Consider the following 19,052-nt stretch of genomic DNA (forward strand, 5'->3'; position numbering starts at 1 on the left):
CGGAGGTCAGGGGAGGGGGTGGGCGTGGACGCCGTCATCGGGTGAAGCGATCACCAGGGTGCGGCCGTCGGGCGTGAGCGTGGCGGCGATCCGGGGGCCGGGGGCCTCCACCGAGAGGACGGCGGTGCCGCTGGCGAGGTTCCAGACGGTGACGCGGTTCGGGTCCACGATCGGCACGCGCGGTTCATTGCCGCACCATACGGGCCGCAGGTTGATCCGGCCGACGCGTTGACCGGTCGGCAGGACCACCGGTTCCGGCTCGTCGGCCGGGTCGTTCAGGTCGATGACCGTGGCCACCGTTTGGTCCGGGCGCGCGCCCACAACGGCAAGCGCGGCACCGTCCGGACGGAACGCCAGGCCGTTCGCCCATCGGATACCGGTACGGTGCTCCGCGTGCGCTCCACTGCCGATTTCCTGCACGACGACACCCTCGTCCTTCGTCAAGAGCGAGCGGCGGGGGCGAGAGAAGGCCAGGTGTGACCCCTCGGCGTTGAGGGCGACGGTTCCCTCGCCCTCCACCCGGTCGTCGTAGGCGAGGTCCTTGAAGGTCTCGTGGATGTCATGGCGGACACACCGGGTCGCGATGTCCCAGACCACGACGTTCCGCGTGAACGCATTGGCGGTGGCGAACGACCGTCCGCCGACCGCTACTTGGGCCAGTGGCAGGTCGCGCGATCCACCGCTCCCGGCCATGCCCAGCGGCCACCGCTCGCCGGGGTCGTCAAGTGCCCAGCGGCAGATGGAATTGCCGCTGACCATGGCGGTCAGCGCCGATCCGTCGGGGTCGAAGAGGAGGTCGTGGACGCGTCGACGATCGGGGACGGCCAGGCGGGTCACCGTCCCGCCTGCCAGCACCAGCACCTCGGCGAACTCCCGGAACCATGGCGCGGCCGTCGCGATCGCCGTCCGGCTCAGGTCCGTGGTGGCCGCGATCGCCGTGATCCGCTGGGGGACGGGCGAACGGGCGGGGAGCGGGTGCGGCGTCTCCAAGTCGTCGGGTGCAGCAAGCCGTCGGACCGACATGGCATCTCCGATCGGCCGTGTTGATCAACAAGTCGCCGAAAGTATAGGGACGGTCCCCGACACATTTCAGGCGGTCGTGGGATCCCACTGTGGAACGGATCGGTGGAACGGATCGGCGGAATGGACTGGTGGAACGGACCGATGGAAGGCACCGGCGGAACGGACCGGTGGAACGGACCGGACGAGGCGTGGGTCCGGGGGTGACCCCCTGCCGCGGATCACTAGAGTGACGAGATGCCCATGTCCGACGACCCCCGGTCCGCCCTCGACCTGCTCGATGCCCACCTGGAGTCGCTCTGGGACGGTGAGGACCTTCCGCTGCCTGAAGGTCTGCTCGGTCTTGCCGCGGGTGGGGCGAACGAGCTCGTGCGCTGGGGCCTCGACCAGCTCAGGAGCCTCCCCCGCGGGCCGCAGGACGTCTTCTGTCGCAGGGTCGGCAGCCTGCTGGCGGAGTTCCGTAGCCGTCGCTGTCCCTGGAATGCCGCAGCGCTGCGGCTGCTCGACGACACCTACACCTTCGCAGCCACCGGTCCTCGCCGGCACGAGGACTGGGCGCACGATGTCCTCGCCGTGCTGCACCGGGCGGTCCCCGATCCCCGTGGCTGGGTCCGACTGGACTGGGACCGCACCAACGTCGCCGCCCGCCACGCAGTGCCGGCGTACCCCTTCGACCCGCCGGCCGCGGCGGAGTTCCCCGACCGTCTGTACCGCCTGGAGGCGGATGCCGCGGTCGGTTTGCTCGCCGTCATGACCGAGGAGTGGCAGGGGGAACCCGCCCCCGTCCGCTCCCGCCCGGACCGGGATGCCGTGCTGGCGGACGCACGGACGCTGCTCAACAGGTATGGCCCGAACGCGGGTTACTGGACCAACGCGACCGCGGCTGCCTCGAACCCCGCCCCGGACTTCGTAGCGGCGGGCCTCCGAGGCACGAGCACGCAGGGCACTCGCTCCCAGGGCACGCGCTGCCAGGGCATTCGCTCCCAGAGCACCCGCTCCCATGGCTTCCGCACCTCCGCGTACCTCAACGGCATCGACCTGGCCGAGGACCTCGGCCTGATCGCCGTGACTGATGACGAGGTGGGCGTCTTCTGGTCGTTCGAGGCCTTCTGAGTACGGGCGACCCGCGAAACGCCTCGCGTCGAGTTCAGTAACGGATGGATCGCTCCCGCCTCCGCACCGCATACCTCCCTAGTCATGTTAGGTTTCTCCCTAGAGTAATTAGGGAGAAGCCCAGGAAGCGTTGACGGGAAGCGTCGGCGGCACCCCTTCCGGTGGCAAGTCCTGGGCGGAGAGCGGGAGGTGGAGGCTGCATGGTGCGCGCGGGGCTCAGTGGCGCCAGGCTGGCGCGGGCGGCTGCGGAGATGGCCGACGAGGTCGGGATGGACAAGGTCACGGTGTCCGCGCTCGCGCGGCACTTCGGCGTCAAGGACGCCAGCCTGTACTCGCACATCAAGAACCGGCGTGACCTGTGCGTCCGGGTGGCGCTGCTGGCGTCCGAGGAGATGACGGACCGGATCGCCGCGGCGGTGGCGGGCCGCTCCGGCAAGGCCGCGCTCGTCGCGTTCGCCAATGCCTACCGGAGCTACGCGCTGGAGCACCCCGGCCGTTACGCGGCGACCCAGATGCAGCTCGATCCGGAGGAGATCGGCGACTCCGCCGGATTGCGCCGCAGCATCGAGCTCACCTACGGCATGCTGCGCGCCTACGACCTCGCCGAGCCCGACCTGACCGACGCCGGGCGCCTGCTGCGCAGCACCTTCCACGGCTACATCCACCTGGAGTTGAGCGGCGGCTTCGGCCACCCGCGCGCCGTCCAGGAGTCCTGGTCCCGTTCCCTCGACGCACTGCACGTGCTCCTGGAGAACTGGCCGACCCGACCTGATGAGGGGGAACGACAATGACGGAGACGACCACTGGCACCCTCGACGTGCCCGGTGCCACCTTGCATTACGAACGGCGCGGCCGCGGACCGGTGCTGCTGGTGATCCCCGGCGGCGCCGCGGACGCCGGACTGTACGCGGCCATGACCGGGGATCTCGCCGCCCACTACACCGTGGTCTCCTACGACCCGCGCGGGCTGTCCCGTAGCCGCCTCGACGGTCCGCTCACCGACCAGCGGGTCGAGGTCTGGAGCGACGACGCCCACCGGGTGCTGGAACTCCTCTCGCCGGACGAGGAGGCGTCCGTCCTCGGCAGCAGTTCAGGCGCCATCGTCGCCCTCGACCTGCTCGTCCGGCATCCTGAGCGGCTCCGCCGGGTCGTCGCCCACGAACCGCCGCTGCTGGAGCTCCTTCCGGACCCGGTACCGCACCGGGCGCTGTTCGCCGAGGTGCGCGAGACGTTCCGTGCGCAGGGTGTCGGCGCCGCGATGACGCGCTTCAGCGAGGGGCTGGGGGGCCGGCAGGACGACCGGGTGACCGAACTGCCGCCGGAGATCCAGGAGATGGCGCCGCGGATGCACGCCAACCTGCCGGTCTTCCTGGAGCACATCCTGTGCCCGTTCTCGGGGAGCGTTCCCGATGTCGCCGCGCTGCAGCGCGCCGCGGACCGCCTGGTACTGGCGGTCGGCCGGGACTCGCGCCTGCAGGAACCGCTGTACGGGCCGGCCTCCCGGCTCGCCGAACTGATCGGGGGAAAGGCCGTGGAATTCCCCGGCGGGCACCTCGGCTGCACGGAGTACCCGAAGGAGTTCGCCCGGCAACTGCTGGACGTGCTCTGAAAGTGCTCCGGAAGAAGATCGGGGAAGTGTTCCGAAAAGCACCGGGCCGCACCATGCATGCATGGTGTGGCCTCGCTGTGCCGCCGGGCCGCGGCCCGAACTCCGCCCGAATCGCGCCAGGGCTGCGTCAGAACTCGTTCTGCCCGCCGTCCCGATGCGGAGGGCGGGCCGTTTCTCCGGGGCAAGTGGAAGGGCTGTCGGAGAAAACGGCCCGGGATCGCGTGACGGCGCCGGCTACTTGCTGCTGTGGTGCTTGGAGCTCTTGTGCTTGGTGCCGCCGTGGCCGTGGTGGTGCTTGTTGTCCTTCCGCTTGAAGTCGTGGTGGTGATCGTGCTTGACGACGCGGTGGACGATCAGACGCCGCTCCAGACCGTTGATGCAGGTGTTGCCGAAGGCCGGGTTCAACAGCCCCACGATGTTGACGCTGTTGCCGCAGACGTTGACCGGAATGTGGATCGGGACCTGGATGAGGTTGCCCGACACCACCCCCGGAGAACCAATAGCGCCGCCTGCCGCGTTGCTGTCGGCGAATGCAGCCGATGTACCGCCCACAGCGGTGCCTGCCGCGAGAGCAGCCAGAGCGGTCATCCGCGTGATCCGTGACATACCGAACCTTCCGATTAATGCAAGCGACCCTTTGCCGCTTCCTGACTCCCCTTTCGGCATACCTGCGCGCAAAGTGAGGCCGGGGGAGGACTTTTCACCCATTCGGGGAAGGAATGCGCACGGGGCGGTGAGGGCGATCCCGGTGTCACCAAGGGCGTTCACTCGGACGTGGAGCGGTGAGCTACGGGGGTGAGCTGGCCCGCCACCTGGCGGCCGACGGCTATGACGTCGACGCGATCGATGACGCCCCGGCAGCCCTCCGGCTCGCCGCGGCCCGGTCATCTGCATCGGCAGGGGCTCCGGCTCCGGCTCCGGCTCCGGCTCCGGGTCCGGGTCCGGCTTCGGGTCCGGGTCCGGCTTCGGCTTCGGATAGGGCAAGGGGCCGCGTGCGCTTCGTCCGATGTGACATCGAGAGCGAGGCGCTGGACGGTCTGCGCGCCTCGTACGACCTCATCACCCTGCGCCTCTCCCTTGCGTTCTTCCGTGACCGCACCCGCGTGCTGAACCGGCTGCGTGAGCGCCTGAACCCCGGCGGCGTGATGGTCGTCATCACTCCCGTCGCCGAGTCCTCGCCCGACGGCACACGCGACATCGCGCCGCATGAACTGGACGAAGCGGAGATCGCGTTGCTGACCGCCGGCTGGGACACCGTCGCACGCCGGGACGCCGAAGGGCTCGCCGTCCTCGCGCTGCGCACCCCGGTCCGCAGCGCGGTGGCGTACCGCAACAAGGGCCGGCCGTCCCCGCACGCGCTGACGGGGGCAGGCGTGGTGGTCACCGACGCGGCGGGCCGGGTGCTCCTGGGCCACTCCGTCCGCGGCGGCTGGGAGCTTCCGGGCGGGAAGAACGATGCGGAGGAGTCGTTCACCGAAGCCGCCGTCCGGGAGTTGGCGGAGGAGACCGGGCTGCGGGCCGGGCCCGGCGACGCGCGGTTGCTGGCGATCCTGATGGACTCCGCCCACGGCATCCCGCGCCTCACCGCCGCCGTACGGGTCACCGCCTTCACCGGCGAGCCGGTGGTACGCGAGCCCCATCTGATCCGCCGCTGGGAGTGGCACGAGATCAACGATCTGCCGGCCCTGGCGTCCTGGCTGTTCACGCCGAGCGCGCACGTACTGGACACGGTCTGGCCCGGTCTCCTGCCCGACCTGCCGCCCGTTCACCGCCACCCAGTGGTGCGGTGATCGCCCCGGGCGTGCGACAGAATCGCCGTATGACGGACCGACACCTCAGCATTGCCTGCGCCGGCGAACCGCTGGCCGAACTCGCCCTTCGCCTGCGGGAGGTGGAGACCGGAGGCTGGACCGAGGACGGCGCCCGCGCACTCGTCGAGAGCCTGGGACGGCGGTGGGACGAGGTCATGGTCCAGGCGTCGGCGGGCGACGCGAAGACCGCCGAGGGGAGGGCGGGAAGCCACGCGCAAGCGGATGACGCGACGAGGGGGGAGGCGAAGCCCGGCGGCCTGAGATTGCGTGCCGTCGGGCCGGCTGAGGAGCGGTATGTCGAGAAGGAGACATATCTCGAACTCGTGGCGAGCGTGGGGACGGCCTCACCCGCACCCGCACCGGGGTCCACACCGGAGTGCGCGTCCAACGCCGTGTGGCAGGCGCAGAGTTTCCGCGCCGCGAAGGACGAGCTGACCGATGCGCTCGGCGAGCCGTCGGCCCTCGGCTCGTACGGTTCCATGGGCGCGTACCACGCCCCCACTCCGGCCTGGGGTGCGCCGTTCCTGCGCTGGCGCGGGAAGCGGGACAGCCTCGAACTGCGGGCGGGCAGCCGAGGGCCGGAACTCGTCCTCGCACCCACCTCCCCGTTCGAGAACTGGCTGTGGAGTCTCGGCCACGGCGAAGAGCACGCGATCAGCGGTTACTTCGGCAGCCGGCCGGGACCCGCCAATGCCGGGCTGAGCCTGCCCGGGCGCTGGGCGGTACGGAGTTGGGAGACGCTGACGGGCGCGCTGGCGGCCTTCTTCACCACGCTGCCCGCCGAGTTCACCGCACTCGGCATCGCCCGGGTCATCCCGGTCTACGGCCGGGTCGGCGGCTCCGCACCGCTCCTGTTCGACATCGATGCCGACCGCCGCCTGATGCTGGCCTCGTACGCGGAGCATGACATCGACCCGGCATCGTTCGGCTGGGGCACCGTTGCCGAGCATCCCCTGAGCCGGGACACCTGGCAGAACGACTACGACCCGAGGTGGCGCTTCGACGCGGGCGGCCCCGGGGAGCCGCGGGGCCGCGCACTGGCGGAGATGGTCGTGGCGACGGCACGTGCGGAGGGCCTGGCGTCGCCGGCTGATCTGCTGATCGGCAGCGAGGGCGAGGACATCGGTCCGTATGCGGTGCGGTTCTACGGTCTGGGGCTGGCCTCCGTCTGATCGCCGGGCACGGGGTTCGCGCCGTGGCTCCCGCACCGGTTCCTGCGCCGGTTCCCGCACCGTCGCCCCGCGGCCCGGCGGTGAGGTCCGCGTGGGTCGCGGAGCCGGCGGAGTTCAGGAGCGGCGGTTGTGGGTGCCCGGCGTGTAGCCGAAGGAGCGGCGGAAGACGTCGATGAAGGCGCTGGTGGAGGACCAGCCGCAGCGGTGGGCGACGGTGGTGACCGGGGTGTCGTCGGCCAGCATCCGCAGGGCGTGGTAGAGGCGTGACTGGGTGCGCCACTGCGGAAAGGTCATGCCGCATTCCGAGCGGAAGAGGCGGCTGAGGGTGCGTTCGCCGGCGCCCGTCGCGCGGGCGAGGGCGGCCAGGGTGCGCGGTTCCGCGGGATTGTCGTGCAGGATCGCGCAGACGGCCGCCAGCCGCGGGTCGGTGGGGGAGGGCAGGTGAACGGGCTGCTGCGGAGAGGCGCGCAGCTGGTCGCGCAGGACCGCGCACAGGCGGCGGCGTTCCGGGCCGGTGTCGTCGGGCGCGGCGGTGTAGGCGCGGATCAGTTCGCGCAGCAGCGGGCTGACGGTCAGGACCGTGGGGGCGTCCAGGCCGAGCGGGTTGTCGGTGGCGGGCAGGCCGACCAGGTGCAGGTCGAGGTGGCCGTGTGCCCGGTGGGCGTGCAGGGTTCCCGCGGGGACCCAGATGGCGCGGGTCCCGGGCGCGAACCAGGTGCCGGCGCCGGTGGTGACGGCGACGACCCCGGAGCCCGCGTAGACGATCTGGTGGTCGTCGTGGTGGTGCGCGTCGATGATTTCTCCGGCGGCCAGCGTCTGGACCCGGGTACAGGCTTCCGGCAGATGGCGGATGTTCGGCATGGGTTGGCAATTTATCGGAAGCGCGACATGCCGGGGTGTCGCGACGATCGACGAGTGACCACGACCCACCACCACACCACCGCCCCGCGCACCAGACCCCTCACCCTCCTGTCCTTGGGCCACGCCTGCGTGGACGTCTACCAGGGAGCGGTCGCCGCGCTGGTGCCGTTCTTCGTCTCCGAACGTGCCTACACCTATGCCGCGGCCTCCGGCATCGTGCTGGCCGCCTCGCTGCTGTCATCGGTGATACAGCCGCTGTTCGGTGCGCTCACCGACAGGTGGGCCCTGCCGTGGCTGCTGCCGGTGAGCACCCTGGTGGGCGGCGTCGGCGTCGCCCTGAGCGGCATCGTCGGCTCCTACGCCCTCACCCTGGCCGTGGTGGCCGTCTCCGGCATCGGCGTGGCCGCCTATCACCCCGAGGCGGCGCGCGTCGCCCGCCACGCGAGCCGCGGCAGTCACACCGCGATGGGCTGGTTCTCCCTCGGCGGCAACCTCGGCTTCGCTGCCGCCCCGTTGATGGTCTCCGCCGTCATCACCACGGGCGGCCTGTGCGCCTCCCCGCTGCTGGTCGCCCCCGCCCTCGCCGGTGCCGCACTGGGCACGGCCGCCCTCCGGACGATGCGGGCCCGGGGCGCGGAGGCGACGACGGCAGCCGGTGCGGCCGGCCTTGCGGAGGAGACGGCAACCGGCCTGCCGCAGGCGGCGGTTGCCGACCGGAACGCCACCGACGGCAGTCCGGAGGACGTGGCCGGCGGCCGTGCCGAAAGGGGGGCGGCCGACAACCGTGACGACTGGGCGTCCTTCGGCAAACTGTCCGGGGCCATCGTGTGCCGCTCGATCGTCTTCGTCGGCCTGAGCGCCTTCATCTCGCTCTACGTGCGTCAGCGCACCGGCGGAGGCGAAGTCGCCGGTACCTCCGCGTTGTTCGTGCTCTACCTCGGTGGCGCGGTCGGCACGGTGGCCGGCGGAAAGCTCGCTGGACGCTACGGCCGCATCCGGGTCGTCCAGTGGTCCTACGCCCTGACCGTCCTCGCCGTGGCCGGCGTCGTCTTCGTCCCCGGTCCGCTGCTCTACGTACTGGTCGCCCTCACCTCGGCCGGCCTGTACGTGCCCTTCTCCCTGCACGTCACCCTCGGCCAGGACTACCTGCCCCGGCGCGTGGGCACGGCCAGCGGTGTCACCCTGGGCCTGACCGTCAGCATCGGCGGCATCGCCAGCCCCCTCCTCGGCGCGGTCGCCGACGCCACCTCCCTCCAGACCGCCCTGAGCCCGCTCATCGCCCTGCCCGCCCTCGGCTGGCTCCTCCTCCGCACCTTGCACGAGCCCGCGATGCCCGAGGGGATCACTGGGGCGTCGCCCGCCGGGACGGCAGGCCCAACAGCGGTTGCAGAAGACCGAGTTCGGTCGTAGCCGGGTGGGTGGAGAGGGGGTCGGCCTCCGCCTTTGCAGGAGGCCGACCCCCGGCCCTGTGGCATGCGAGCGAGTGAGCGCTTTTCGGTCCATGGTGCGCCCTGTTCGATCCCGGCGAAAACAGCGCGCCATCGTGGGGCGGCGGCATCATGGGCGCATGACCGCCGTCTCGCGCGCCCGATCGTTCGACAAGGCCGCTGCCCGTTACGCGACGAGCCGTCCTTCGTACCCGCCGGTCCTCTTCGATGTCATCGAGGAACTCATCGGACGCCCCCTCGCAGGGGCCCGGGTCGCCGATGTCGGGGCGGGCACGGGTATTGCCACGGCGCTGCTGTGCGCGCGTGGTGCCGAGATGGTGGGCGTGGAGCCCGGCGAGCAGATGGTGGCGCAGTTCCGCGGTGTCCTGCCCGACGTGCCGATCGTTCGCGGCGACGGCAATGCGCTGCCGCTGGCCGACGGCTCCCGCGATCTGATCACGTATGCACAGGCCTGGCAGTGGACCGATACCGCCCGCTCCGTCCCGGAGGCACTGCGCGTGCTGTCGCCGGGTGGCGCGCTCGCGGTGTGCTGGAACACCCACGCCCTCGATGTGCCGTGGCTCGCGGCGCAGCACGAGCGGATCGCGCGGCACTGCGGAGTGGAACCCCCTGCGGGAACGCGTCTGAGCGACAGCGAGGCCACCCGGCTCGCGGGCCTTGCGGGCCTGGATGTCGCGCGCCGCCGGTTGCGGTGGAGCCGTGCCGTTCCCCTCGACACCCACCTGGCCACTATCAGCAGCCGTTCCGCATTCCTCGTCCTCCACGAAAACCGCAACCGGACCTTTCTCGCGGACGAACGCAGCCGATTGCGCGGCATCTTTCCCGATGAGGTGGTGACGGAGACCTACGTGGTCGACCTGCTGCTGGCCCGGCGTTCCTGATTCCCTCTTCGGGGACTCTCCGCATTCGGACGATCACGCACTCGTTGCCGATGGCGATAACGAAGGGGGGCGGGACGGCGATGGCGAGGGGGGAAATCCGTCGCCTGACCAACATGTGCACAGCCGCCTTAGAGTGGAAATCGGACGCTTTCAACGGAGGTGCGTTCGATGTCGACAGGCACGCTTCTTGCGATCATTATCCCCGCCGTGGTGGTCATCGCTCTTCTCGCGGTGATGGCCTCGCGCTTCGTCAGGCGTCGCCGACTCCGCGATCGTTTCGGGCCCGAATACGAGCGAACCGTCGGGGACGCCGACGGTCGTATGGCCGGTGAGCGTGAGCTCAGGGCCAGGGAGCGGCGGCATGATTCTCTGGAGATCAAGCCCCTGCAGAGCGGCACCCGCGACCGCTACAGCCGTGAATGGAACGGCGTTCAGGCGGAATTCGTCGATCGGCCCGAGGACGCCGTGCACGACGCCGACCGCCTCGTGACCTCGTTGATGCATGAGCGGGGCTATCCGACGGAGAACTTCGAGCAGCGCCTCAAGGACCTTTCGGTCGAACACGGCCGGACATTGGAGCACTACCGGGCTGCACACGAAGTCGAAACGCTCAGCACCCAGCACCGGGCGACCACCGAGCAACTACGAGGAGCGATGGTGCATTATCGCGCCCTCTTCGAGGATTTGCTGTCCGACGGTGGCCAAGCCCGCCACGCCAGAGCCTGATGAGGCCATGAGGGAGCAGAAAATGGAACGCGAACGCGATCAGGGCACGGGAGCCAGGGGCCTGTCCACCGAAGACCTTGCTGCCCAGCCCCCTGTGTCCCCGCCCGCTCCAGCGTCCGCGCCCCCGCCGGCGCCGGACGAATCGACGGGACCGGCGAGCGCTGTTCCCACCGCGCCCGGCGAGAGCGTCCCCATTCCGGGGAAGGCCGCGGAAGCGGAGGAGGCCGGGCGGGGCATGCCGGCATCGGGCGCGCCCCCGGACGAGGAGGCCGCTCCGCAACTTCTCGCCCCGGACGACGCGGAAGGCTTCCGCGGGCGCTGGCAGGAAATCCAGGGAACGTTCGTGGACGATCCGCGCCAGGCCGTACACGCCGCCGACGCGCTGGTGGCCGAGGTCATGCAGACACTGGCCACGACGTTCGCCGAGCACAAGCAGACGCTGGAAGAGCAGTGGAAGCAGGGCGAGAAAGTGGACACCGAAGGTCTGCGGGTTGCCCTGCGCCAGTACCGCTCGTTCTTCCACCGGCTTCTCGCCGAATAGCCTCTCGCCCCGGGCCTTCCGCTCAGGCGCCGGCGCCGCCGACGAGTTGGCTGACCAGCCCGTTGACCTGTTCGCGGGGGTCCGGTGCGCCGGCCCAGCCGGTCATCAGGAGGTGGTGAACGGACCCGACGAGGGCCAGCGCCACCGCGTGGCTGTCGGTGGCGTCCGGGAGACGTCCGAGCTGCCGCTCGGCATCCAGGTATTCCGCGATCGAGTCCTGGATCGCCGCGAAGCCCGGGGCGCCTTCCGCCAGTGCCTGACGGACCGTCAGTGAGGCGGTGGGGCGGGTCATGGCGAGGCCGGCGACCGTCGGGTTCACGGACGCCAGCAGCGCGAGAGCGACCTTCCGGAGGTTCTCGGCCACGGTGGCGGTGCCTGCCTGATCGGGGAGTTGCCCGGCCTGCCGGGCGATGCGCGCGAACCGGTCCAGGACCAGCGCGGCGATGAACTCGTCCAGTCCGGAGAAATGGGCGTGCAGCAGTCCCTTGGCGCAGCCCGCCTCGGTGGTGATGGCCCTGCTGGTCAGGGCGGCGGGGCCGGCGCCGGCCAGGACGCGTTCCGCGGCGTCGAACAGCCGGTCGCGCACGTCGGGAATCGCTACTCCACGGGGTGACATGAACCTCTCCTGATGCGACGGGAACGCCCCACTCCGCCAAGGGGCCGCCGGAAGGCGGTCACGGGAAGGGGATTGCCCGTATGGGCGCTTGCCCATACTGTTGTCCCCTACTGTTTGGGCGCACGCCCATTCTACTCCGGCCGCGGCACCGCGCCCGGCCCAGGGCCCACCCCCGGCAGCAGGAGGTACGCATGTCACGCATCGTCAACACCGAACAGGCCGCGGCCTGGAACGGTTACGAGGGCGCCTACTGGGCCGAGCACCAGGACCGCTGGGACGCGGTGAACGGGGGCTTCAACGAGCCGCTGCTCACCGCCGCCGCGATCGACGAGGGGGACCGCGTCCTGGATGTCGGCTGTGGAACCGGGCAGACGACGAGACTGGCCGCACACCGGTCCCGTACCGGCCGGGTCCTGGGCCTCGATCTGTCGGGGCCGATGCTGGCGCGGGCCCGGGACACCGCCGCGCGCGAAGGACTCGGCAACGTCGGCTTCGAAGCGGGCGACGCCCAGGTCCACGCCTTCACACCGGAGACATTCGACGTGGTCATCAGCCGCTTCGGGGTGATGTTCTTCGCCGACCCCGTGGCCGCCTTCACCAACCTGCGGCGCGCCGTGCGGCCCGGCGGTCGGATGGCCGTCCTCTGCAGTGCCGACCCCGGGGACAACGAGTGGCTCCAGGCGATCGCCGCACTGCGGGACCTCCTCCCCGTCGGGGACTTCGGTGCGCCGGGAGCTCCCGGCATGTTCTCCCTGGCGGACCCGGCCCGTATCCGGGAGGTGCTGTCCGCCGCCGGGTGGCAGCAGGTCACCGCGGAGCGGGTGCAGGCGCAGGGGCTGTGGGGCCGGGACGCGGACGATGCGGCCGCCTTCCTGCTGGACTCCGGCCCGGGGCGCCACCTGACCGGCCAAGCCTCCCCGGCGCTTCAGGACCGCGTGCGGCAGAAGCTCACGGACGTGCTGCGCGCCCACGAGGAGAACGGCGCGGTACGACTTTGCACCACTGCCTGGATGGTCACCGCCCGTCGGCCGTGACCCGGCCCCGGTGAGGGCCCGGCCGGAGGGCCTAACCCCAGAGGGCTCCCGCGAGTGCCGCGCCGGCGAAGGCGGCGCCGAGGCCCACCGCCACGCTCGCCAGGACGTTGGCCAGGGCGAAGAACCGGGCGCCGTCCTCCGCCAGCCGCAGGGTCTCGTACGAGAAGGTGGAGTACGTCGTCAGGGCCCCGCAGAAGCCGGTGCCGATCAGCAACTGCGCCTGGGCGGAGGCGGCCCCGGCGGCGACCGCTCCCGTGACGAGGCCCAGGATCAGCGAACCGACGACGTTCACGGTGAACGTGCCCCACGGGAAGAGGGTGTCGTGCCGGGTCTGCACGGCGCGGTCGGTGAGGTAGCGCAGCGGGGCCCCGACCATCGCACCGGCTATCACGAGCAGCCAGTTCACCGCCCCTGCCCCTTCTCGCTGCGCCCGGTGTAACGGATGACTTCGCACTCGTCGAGGATGACCAGCCCTTCGCTGACGAGCTCGTCCAGTTGCGGGAGGAAGGCGCGGACCCGGTCCTCGGTGTCGACGATCACGACGGCCACCGGCAGGTCCTCGCTCAACGACAGCAGCCGGGTGGTGTGGATCAGGGACGAGGCGCCGAAGCCTTCGATGCCGCGGAAGACGGACGCGCCGGCCAGGCCGGCCCGGTGGGCGCGGTGGACGATCTCGGTGAAGAGCGGCCTGTGGTGCCAGGTGTCGTTCTCCCCGATGAAGACGGTGACGCGCAGGGCGGGACCGGTGAGCCTCACTGCTGCCTCCACTGGACGATGCGGCGGGTCAGGGTGGCCGCGCTCCAGACGGCGGCCAGTGCGGCGGCCAGGGTGAGCGCCAGGTAGGCGAGCCCGGCACCGGGCTTGCCCCGGGCCAGCAGCTGCTGGATGTCCACGGCGTAGGTGGAGAACGTCGTGAAGCCGCCGAGGACACCGGTGCCGAAGAACGGACGGACCAGCCGGTGGGCTGCCCACACATCGGTGATCACCACCATGAAGATACCGATGACCGCGCAGCCGACGGCATTGACGACCAGTGTCGTCCAGGGGAAAGCGCCGGGTGCCGTGGGCCACAGGAGAGCGGCCCCGTAGCGCGCCGACGCGCCCACGCCGCCGCCCAGCGCCACGACCGCCACGACCGGTCCCTGGCGCAATGGGAGTCCCTTGCGGCGGGTGGGCTCGCGGAGGTCGACGTCAGGGTCGACGGGTTCGTTCAGCATGGTGGGTCGGGCCTTCGGCACGTACGTCTCCTACTCGCCGGGCATGGGTGGGAACGCCCACGCGCGTCACAAGTAGGGACCGTTGGCGGCAGCATCGCCGCGGTTGGGGAACGGCGGGCCCCACCGCCGCAACGGTGAGCACGGGGTCACCGTCGCCGGCCAGCTTACCTTCCGGCCGGTGCGGAGGCGCGGGCGGTGGGGGATCGGTGCCGTCCGGACGGCTGCCCCGGCTACCGGGGGAAGAGCTGGTAGGAGAGCGTGTAGTACGCGTCGTCCTCGGTGAACTTCATCTCCCCGACGCCGGAGAGCGGGACCTGCTCGCCGAGGAGGTCGTCGTCACCGACGTCATCGCTCTCGTACAACCGGACCCGGGCGACGTCGCCCTCGTAGGGGAAGGTCCGGTTGATGTGGATCTTGTCGTCCTCCGCCATGCGGGCCGAGTAGACCTTCTTCCCGTTGATCGTGAGGTAGATGTCGTCCTTACCGTTCCAGTCCTCCTGCTTGACGCATTCGAGCTGGAAGAACTTCACGGAAGCCATGGGCCGTTCCTCTCGCGTCGGTGGTGTGACGTGATGCGGAGGATCCTGCCAAGACCGGATCAACGGACACTGAACGGACGCATTGAGCGCGCGGGCGGGTCAGGCGGTGGCGCTCATGCGGGCGAAGACGACGACGTTGCCGAGGTACTCGTGGCGGGCCCGGTCGTAACCGCCGCCGCAGGTGAGGATGCGGAGTTCGGGCCGTGTGGAGGCGCCGTAGACCTTTTCGTCAGGGAAGTCGGTGCCGCTGAAAACCTCCACCGCATAGACCGTGAAGACCGCCGTGCGACCGTCCTTGCGGACCACGCGGATGGTGTCGCCCTTCGTCAACGCACCGAGCGCGTAGAAGACCGCGGGCCCCGTCTTGGTGTCCACATGTCCCGTGATCAAGGCGGTTCCCGTGTCGCCGGGCGTCACACCGTCCTTGTACCAGCCGGCCAGGTTGCGGTCGTCGGGAGGCGGAACGTCGAGACGCCGGTCGCGGTTCAGTCCGAGCCTCATCAACGGCGCGTCGACACCGGTGCGCGGGATGCGTACGCGCAGCGGCTCCGACACCGGGAGCGGCGAGGGCCCCGGCGGGTTCCCGGCTTCGGCGTCCGGTTGCCGGGTCAGCGTTTCGGCCCGCGAAGGTTGGGGCGGCGGGGCGGAGCGATGGCTGTGCCAACCCCACACCAGGCAAGCGATACCGGCGAGGGCCAGCAGGAGGGCCAGGGTGCGGGCGGTGCGAGGGGGGAGAGACGCTGGCGCGATGCGTTTCACGAGATGTCTTCCGGGGTGTCTTCCGAGATGCCTTTGCGGGATGTCTTTGCGGGATGTCTTTCGGGGTGGGGAACGGTGGGGGAGGGAGCATCCGGGGCTACGGGGCGGAGCCCTGCCCCCTCCGGCTTGTCGGTGGCAGGTGCCACGGACAGCCGGTGGGGGCAGAGCTCCCGGGACCCGGGACTCCGGGTCAGCCGAGCTTCTCGTCGTCGCGGCGACGCAGCATCCACACCCCGGCCGCCCCCGCGACCAGCACCGCGGACGAGGTGAGGGCCAGGTCCGAGGGACCCGACGCGGCACTCATGGTCCCGGAACCGGCCTTCACCTTGCCGTGCGGCATCGCCTTCGGCATGGACTTCGGCATGGTCTTCTGGCGGGGCTTGGCCGGCTTGGACTTCCCGCAGGTCCGGTTCGCCATGGAGGACGCGTCGTCGTACTTCCTCTTGAGCCTGTCCAGGTGGTCGCGCTGCGACCGGTCCGGGTGCCCGCCCTGGTTGGTGAGGTCCCTGAGCTCCCTGTCGTAGGAGTCGTACGAGGACCTGGCCTTCTTGGCCATGTTCATCGCGCCGGAGCACGAGCCCTTGGCCGTCTCGGCATGACCGGCCGGGCTGCCCAGGGCCAGCACACCGCCGACGACCACGACACCGCACAGAGCGGATATGGAACGCATGAGTTCCTCCAAGAGGGATGAGACTGCGGGAAGGCGTTCTCCCACCTTCAGGACATGCGTTCTTCCGTCCGTCCGCCAGTTGGCCGAAGCGCGAACCGGGCCCGTGCAGAAGACCGCGCCGAGGACCCGGCGCGGCGGTGCGGACGGTCACCGGCACACGGGGTGAGCAGGGGGTTCTCCGTGGCTGAGGGGAGTGGGAAGGCGCCGGGCGGGACCGTCGCTACCGGCGGGTTGCCGCCTGGCCGCGTGTCACCCGCATGGCCCCGTGAGGCCCTGGTGCGGGCCGCTCAGATCGCCATCGCCTCCTGGATCCAGCGGTTCACCCGGTACGGCAGCCACCACAGGTACGGGCCCGTGCGGCTGACCAGGCGTTCGGTCAGGAAGTCGGTGGCGATGGCTTCCGGGACCGCCGACAGCGGCGCGCCGTAGGACAGCCGGGCGATCGCCTCGCGGTACGCGGGCTCGTCGGCGGTGAAGCGGCGCAGTTCGCCCCACCGGCGGTCGCGGATCTGCACGAAACCCGGGCCCTGCCGCCACAGGCACTTGCACAGGTAGTGCTCGGCGCGCCATTGCGTCAGCGCGGCGTCGGCGTCGGACGGGCCGGTGAGGGCGGTGGGCGGCTGCAGGTGGCTGAGGTCGCGCCAGGCGTCGTCGTCGGGCCCGGCCGCGGGCAGTCGCAGTCGCCAGTGGACGAGGACGGCCCGGGCCGTCAGGTCGCGGATCAGGCACAGCTGACGGACGGCGTACGCGGCGGCGTCGGGCGAGCCCACCGCCGTCAGGTCGATCTCGTCGGTGAACTGGACCCGGCGGGCGCCGAGTTCCCACAATTGGGCGGCCTGTTCGTCGGCGGGGCCGGTCGGTTCGAGTCGGCCCAGACTCATTCCGGGCAGGGTGCATGCCTGCTCGTCGTAGTCGCGCCAGGCGTGCAGCGCCGGCGGTCGGTGGGGGAGGGCGGCGGCGGGGCTGGTGTCTGTGGCGGTGGCGGTCATACGGCCTCCTGGGAAGGACTCGTCGGGAGCGGGCGGGGCGGCAGCGGGCGGGGCGGGCGCGGACGGGCAGGCGGCGGAGGGCCGGGAGCGGAGGGCGAGGGCTCAGGCCCGGGCGACGGCGGGGGCCGCGGCGCCGGACTCCTGCCGCGCGGTGCCCGACGCATGGCTGTGCCGCATGAAGTCCAGTCGCAGCAGGTCCTCGTTGACCGCGGCGGGTGCGAGGTGGACGTACTGGCCGCCGTCGGTGAAGACCAGCCCGAGCGTCAACCAGCGCTGGAGGAGGGTGTGCACGGTGGTGGCGTCGACGGTGTGCTCGGGCAGGCGCGCGGCGAGCTTGCGGGCCAGCGCGGCGGGCGCGTGCGGTTGGTCGAGGAGCCGGAACGCCTCGGTCTCGACCGGGTCGGCGAGTTCCCTGGTGCCCCAGTCGAAGGCGTGCCGGCGGCTGACGAGCACGATCCGGTCGCCGAGGTCGGCATGGGTGAACCTGCTGTCCGCGTGACGCTTCTTCCAGGCGCCCAGCGCGTCGTTGAGGGCGGTGACGGTGGGCTCGCCGATGCCGCGTTCCGGGGCCTCGAAGACGTAGGCCAGATCGAGCAGTTCGCTCTCGGGAAGGTCGTACGTGAAGCGGTAGTGCTCCTCGGGGCGCAGTCCGGTGAAGCCGAGCTCGGGCCGGTTGAAGTAGGGGCTGAAGCGTTCGATGGCGATCCGCGCGGACAGGTCCACCGGCGGATCGAGGTGTTCCAGGGCCGGGATCTGGGCGATGACCGGCTCGTAGTCGGCAGCGGTCTCGCCGGGGAAGCCGTGCAGGTAGTTCCAGGAGACGGAGAGTCCGGTCTCGGCGCCGTCGCGGAGCATACGGACGTTCTGGCAGCCGCTGACGCCCTTGTCCATCAGGTCCAGCACCCGGCTGTTCAGGCTCTCGATGCCGGGCTGTACGTAGATCATTCCCGCGTCGGCGAGGGTGCGCAGCTGCGGGCGGCGCATATTGGCCTTGATCTCGATGTGCATCCGCAGGTCGTAGCCGCTGTCGATGATGCGGGGCAGGACGGTGCCGAGGTAGCCCATGTCGAGGATGTTGTCGACGACGTACATGTCGAGCACGCGGTGCCGGCGCGCCAGGTCCATGATCTCGGTGTAGAAGGTGTCCGGGCTCTTGCTGCGGAACTGCATGAACGAGCCGTTGAGGCCGCAGAAGGTGCAGTGGTGCTTCTCGCCCCACCAGCAGCCGCGGGCCCCTTCGACGACGAGCTTGGGCTCCACCCAGTTACGGGCGACGGAGCCGGCCAGGCGCTCGAAGTAGCCGCTGTAGTCGGGCGGCAGGATGGCGGCGGGCGGCAGCGGACTGGTGCTCATCGGGTTGGCGGTGCTCGTGCCGTCCGCACCGCGGTGGCACAGTCCGGGAACGGCGGCCGGGTCCGTGCCCTCGTCGAGCGCGGTCAGCAGCTGGGGGAAGGCGGCCTCGCCCTCGCCGCGGACCACGAAGTCCAGGAAGGGGAAGTTGCGGTGGGCGGCGGCGCCCTGCTCGGCGTCGCAGTTGGCGCCGCCCATCACGGTCCGGATGTGCGGGGCGAGGCGTTTGACGTATTTGGCGGCGGCGAGCGCGGCGGTGTTCTGCTGGAAGGTGGAGGTGAAACCGACGACATCGGGCCCGGACGCCACGATCCGTTCGGCGATCTCCTGCACGAACTCCGCTACCACACGGTGGAGTTGGTGCGACATCCGGATCCGCTCGGCCTTGAGCTTGCCGCGCATCGCGGCGCTGAATTCCGCCGTGCGCCACTCGGGATCGTCGTAGAGCGCGGACGAGAACACCCAGTCCCCGCACCCCATGAAGTACGAGGAGAGCGCGTAGAACTGGTAGTCGTCGCCGGTGAAGTCGGTGCGCCGGGTGATCCAGTCGGTGAACTCCAGGTTGGCGTGCAGGACTTCGGCCCGTCCCGTGGTGCGTTCGTCGACGCTGCGCCGGAGGATGCCGAGCGCCAGCGACGGCAGATCGATCGGGGACCAGGGCATGTTGACCAGCAGGACGCGCATCTCGGCTCCTCG

Annotated in this window: 21 protein-coding genes and 1 pseudogene; 10 read left to right on the forward strand and 12 right to left on the reverse strand. The window is 70.8% G+C overall.

Features of this window, described 5'->3' with window-relative positions; translation table 11 throughout:
- Window positions 1–6: 6 nt before the first annotated feature.
- Window positions 7–1,023: a hypothetical protein gene (locus AB0G35_RS12785; protein ID WP_360947719.1), complete on the reverse strand. Its 1,017-nt coding sequence runs from the start codon at window positions 1,021–1,023 to the stop codon at window positions 7–9.
- A gap of 234 nt (window positions 1,024–1,257) precedes the next feature.
- Between AB0G35_RS12785 and AB0G35_RS12790 the strand changes: the two genes are divergently transcribed.
- The 3 genes from AB0G35_RS12790 (at window position 1,258) to AB0G35_RS12800 (ending at window position 3,742) form a co-directional block, all read left to right on the forward strand.
- Window positions 1,258–2,133, forward strand: coding sequence for a hypothetical protein (locus AB0G35_RS12790; protein ID WP_360947721.1), 876 nt, complete (start codon window positions 1,258–1,260; stop codon window positions 2,131–2,133).
- Window positions 2,134–2,333: 200 nt separating this feature from the next.
- The gene (locus AB0G35_RS12795; protein WP_360947723.1) at window positions 2,334–2,924 is read left to right on the forward strand and encodes a WHG domain-containing protein; all 591 of its coding nucleotides are present in this window, start codon (window positions 2,334–2,336) and stop codon (window positions 2,922–2,924) included.
- Window positions 2,921–3,742, forward strand: coding sequence for an alpha/beta hydrolase (locus tag AB0G35_RS12800; protein WP_360947725.1), 822 nt, complete (start codon window positions 2,921–2,923; stop codon window positions 3,740–3,742). Before AB0G35_RS12795 ends, AB0G35_RS12800 begins: the two co-directional genes overlap by 4 nt.
- A gap of 372 nt (window positions 3,743–4,114) precedes the next feature.
- On the opposite strand, the pseudogene AB0G35_RS12805 reads toward AB0G35_RS12800, so the two are convergent.
- A pseudogene (locus tag AB0G35_RS12805) lies at window positions 4,115–4,348 on the reverse strand (chaplin); the annotation flags it as partial.
- Between the two features lie 176 nt (window positions 4,349–4,524).
- On the opposite strand from AB0G35_RS12805, the gene AB0G35_RS12810 reads away from it, so the two are divergent.
- A complete protein-coding gene (locus AB0G35_RS12810; protein ID WP_360947727.1) occupies window positions 4,525–5,532 on the forward strand; it encodes an NUDIX domain-containing protein in 1,008 nt (335 codons plus the stop codon).
- 29 nt (window positions 5,533–5,561) lie between these two features.
- Window positions 5,562–6,725, forward strand: a complete 1,164-nt coding sequence (locus AB0G35_RS12815; protein ID WP_360947729.1) for a hypothetical protein — start codon at window positions 5,562–5,564, stop codon at window positions 6,723–6,725.
- Between the two features lie 114 nt (window positions 6,726–6,839).
- Here the strand turns inward: AB0G35_RS12815 and AB0G35_RS12820 are convergent, their stop codons facing one another.
- Window positions 6,840–7,586, reverse strand: a complete 747-nt coding sequence (locus tag AB0G35_RS12820) for a helix-turn-helix transcriptional regulator (protein ID WP_360947731.1) — start codon at window positions 7,584–7,586, stop codon at window positions 6,840–6,842.
- A 54-nt stretch (window positions 7,587–7,640) separates the two neighbouring features.
- Between AB0G35_RS12820 and AB0G35_RS12825 the strand changes: the two genes are divergently transcribed.
- The 4 genes from AB0G35_RS12825 (at window position 7,641) to AB0G35_RS12840 (ending at window position 11,182) form a co-directional block, all read left to right on the forward strand.
- On the forward strand, window positions 7,641–8,996 hold the full coding sequence (locus AB0G35_RS12825) for an MFS transporter (RefSeq protein ID WP_360947733.1): 1,356 nt from the start codon (window positions 7,641–7,643) through the stop codon (window positions 8,994–8,996).
- Window positions 8,997–9,153: 157 nt separating this feature from the next.
- The gene (locus AB0G35_RS12830; protein ID WP_360947735.1) at window positions 9,154–9,915 is read left to right on the forward strand and encodes a class I SAM-dependent methyltransferase; all 762 of its coding nucleotides are present in this window, start codon (window positions 9,154–9,156) and stop codon (window positions 9,913–9,915) included.
- Between the two features lie 168 nt (window positions 9,916–10,083).
- Window positions 10,084–10,641: a hypothetical protein gene (locus AB0G35_RS12835; RefSeq protein ID WP_360947737.1), complete on the forward strand. Its 558-nt coding sequence runs from the start codon at window positions 10,084–10,086 to the stop codon at window positions 10,639–10,641.
- Window positions 10,642–10,663: 22 nt separating this feature from the next.
- Window positions 10,664–11,182, forward strand: coding sequence for a hypothetical protein (locus tag AB0G35_RS12840; RefSeq protein WP_360947739.1), 519 nt, complete (start codon window positions 10,664–10,666; stop codon window positions 11,180–11,182).
- A 22-nt stretch (window positions 11,183–11,204) separates the two neighbouring features.
- Here AB0G35_RS12840 and AB0G35_RS12845 read toward each other — a convergent pair whose 3' ends face one another.
- Entirely contained in the window at window positions 11,205–11,798 is a 594-nt protein-coding gene (locus AB0G35_RS12845; RefSeq protein WP_360947741.1) for a TetR/AcrR family transcriptional regulator, read from the reverse strand.
- Window positions 11,799–11,989: 191 nt separating this feature from the next.
- Between AB0G35_RS12845 and AB0G35_RS12850 the strand changes: the two genes are divergently transcribed.
- Complete coding sequence (locus AB0G35_RS12850) at window positions 11,990–12,832, forward strand: class I SAM-dependent methyltransferase (protein ID WP_360947743.1); 843 nt, start codon at window positions 11,990–11,992, stop codon at window positions 12,830–12,832.
- A gap of 31 nt (window positions 12,833–12,863) precedes the next feature.
- On the opposite strand, the gene crcB (AB0G35_RS12855) is transcribed toward AB0G35_RS12850, so the two are convergent.
- The 8 genes from crcB (AB0G35_RS12855) to AB0G35_RS12890 all read right to left on the reverse strand — a co-directional run bounded on the left by crcB (AB0G35_RS12855) (window position 12,864) and on the right by AB0G35_RS12890 (window position 19,040).
- On the reverse strand, window positions 12,864–13,238 hold the full coding sequence (gene crcB / locus AB0G35_RS12855) for a fluoride efflux transporter CrcB (RefSeq protein ID WP_360947745.1): 375 nt from the start codon (window positions 13,236–13,238) through the stop codon (window positions 12,864–12,866).
- On the reverse strand, window positions 13,235–13,588 hold the full coding sequence (locus AB0G35_RS12860; protein WP_360947747.1) for a DUF190 domain-containing protein: 354 nt from the start codon (window positions 13,586–13,588) through the stop codon (window positions 13,235–13,237). The genes crcB (AB0G35_RS12855) and AB0G35_RS12860 overlap by 4 nt, the downstream gene beginning before the upstream one ends.
- Window positions 13,585–14,049 (reverse strand): fluoride efflux transporter CrcB, encoded by a 465-nt coding sequence (gene crcB / locus AB0G35_RS12865; protein ID WP_360947905.1) that lies wholly within the window; start codon window positions 14,047–14,049, stop codon window positions 13,585–13,587. Before crcB (AB0G35_RS12865) ends, AB0G35_RS12860 begins: the two co-directional genes overlap by 4 nt.
- Before the next feature lie 230 nt (window positions 14,050–14,279).
- Window positions 14,280–14,588, reverse strand: coding sequence for a hypothetical protein (locus tag AB0G35_RS12870; protein WP_360947749.1), 309 nt, complete (start codon window positions 14,586–14,588; stop codon window positions 14,280–14,282).
- A gap of 99 nt (window positions 14,589–14,687) precedes the next feature.
- Entirely contained in the window at window positions 14,688–15,287 is a 600-nt protein-coding gene (locus AB0G35_RS12875) for a class F sortase (RefSeq protein WP_360947907.1), read from the reverse strand.
- A 250-nt stretch (window positions 15,288–15,537) separates the two neighbouring features.
- A complete protein-coding gene (locus AB0G35_RS12880; RefSeq protein WP_360947751.1) occupies window positions 15,538–16,017 on the reverse strand; it encodes a hypothetical protein in 480 nt (159 codons plus the stop codon).
- A 287-nt stretch (window positions 16,018–16,304) separates the two neighbouring features.
- Window positions 16,305–17,006, reverse strand: coding sequence for a DUF5825 family protein (locus AB0G35_RS12885; protein WP_360947753.1), 702 nt, complete (start codon window positions 17,004–17,006; stop codon window positions 16,305–16,307).
- A 102-nt stretch (window positions 17,007–17,108) separates the two neighbouring features.
- Complete coding sequence (locus AB0G35_RS12890) at window positions 17,109–19,040, reverse strand: RiPP maturation radical SAM C-methyltransferase (RefSeq protein ID WP_360947755.1); 1,932 nt, start codon at window positions 19,038–19,040, stop codon at window positions 17,109–17,111.
- Between the last annotated feature and the right edge of the window lie 12 nt (window positions 19,041–19,052).

The sequence above is a fragment of the Streptomyces sp. NPDC021749 genome (genome assembly GCF_040640655.1).
Lineage (GTDB): Bacteria > Actinomycetota > Actinomycetes > Streptomycetales > Streptomycetaceae > Streptomyces.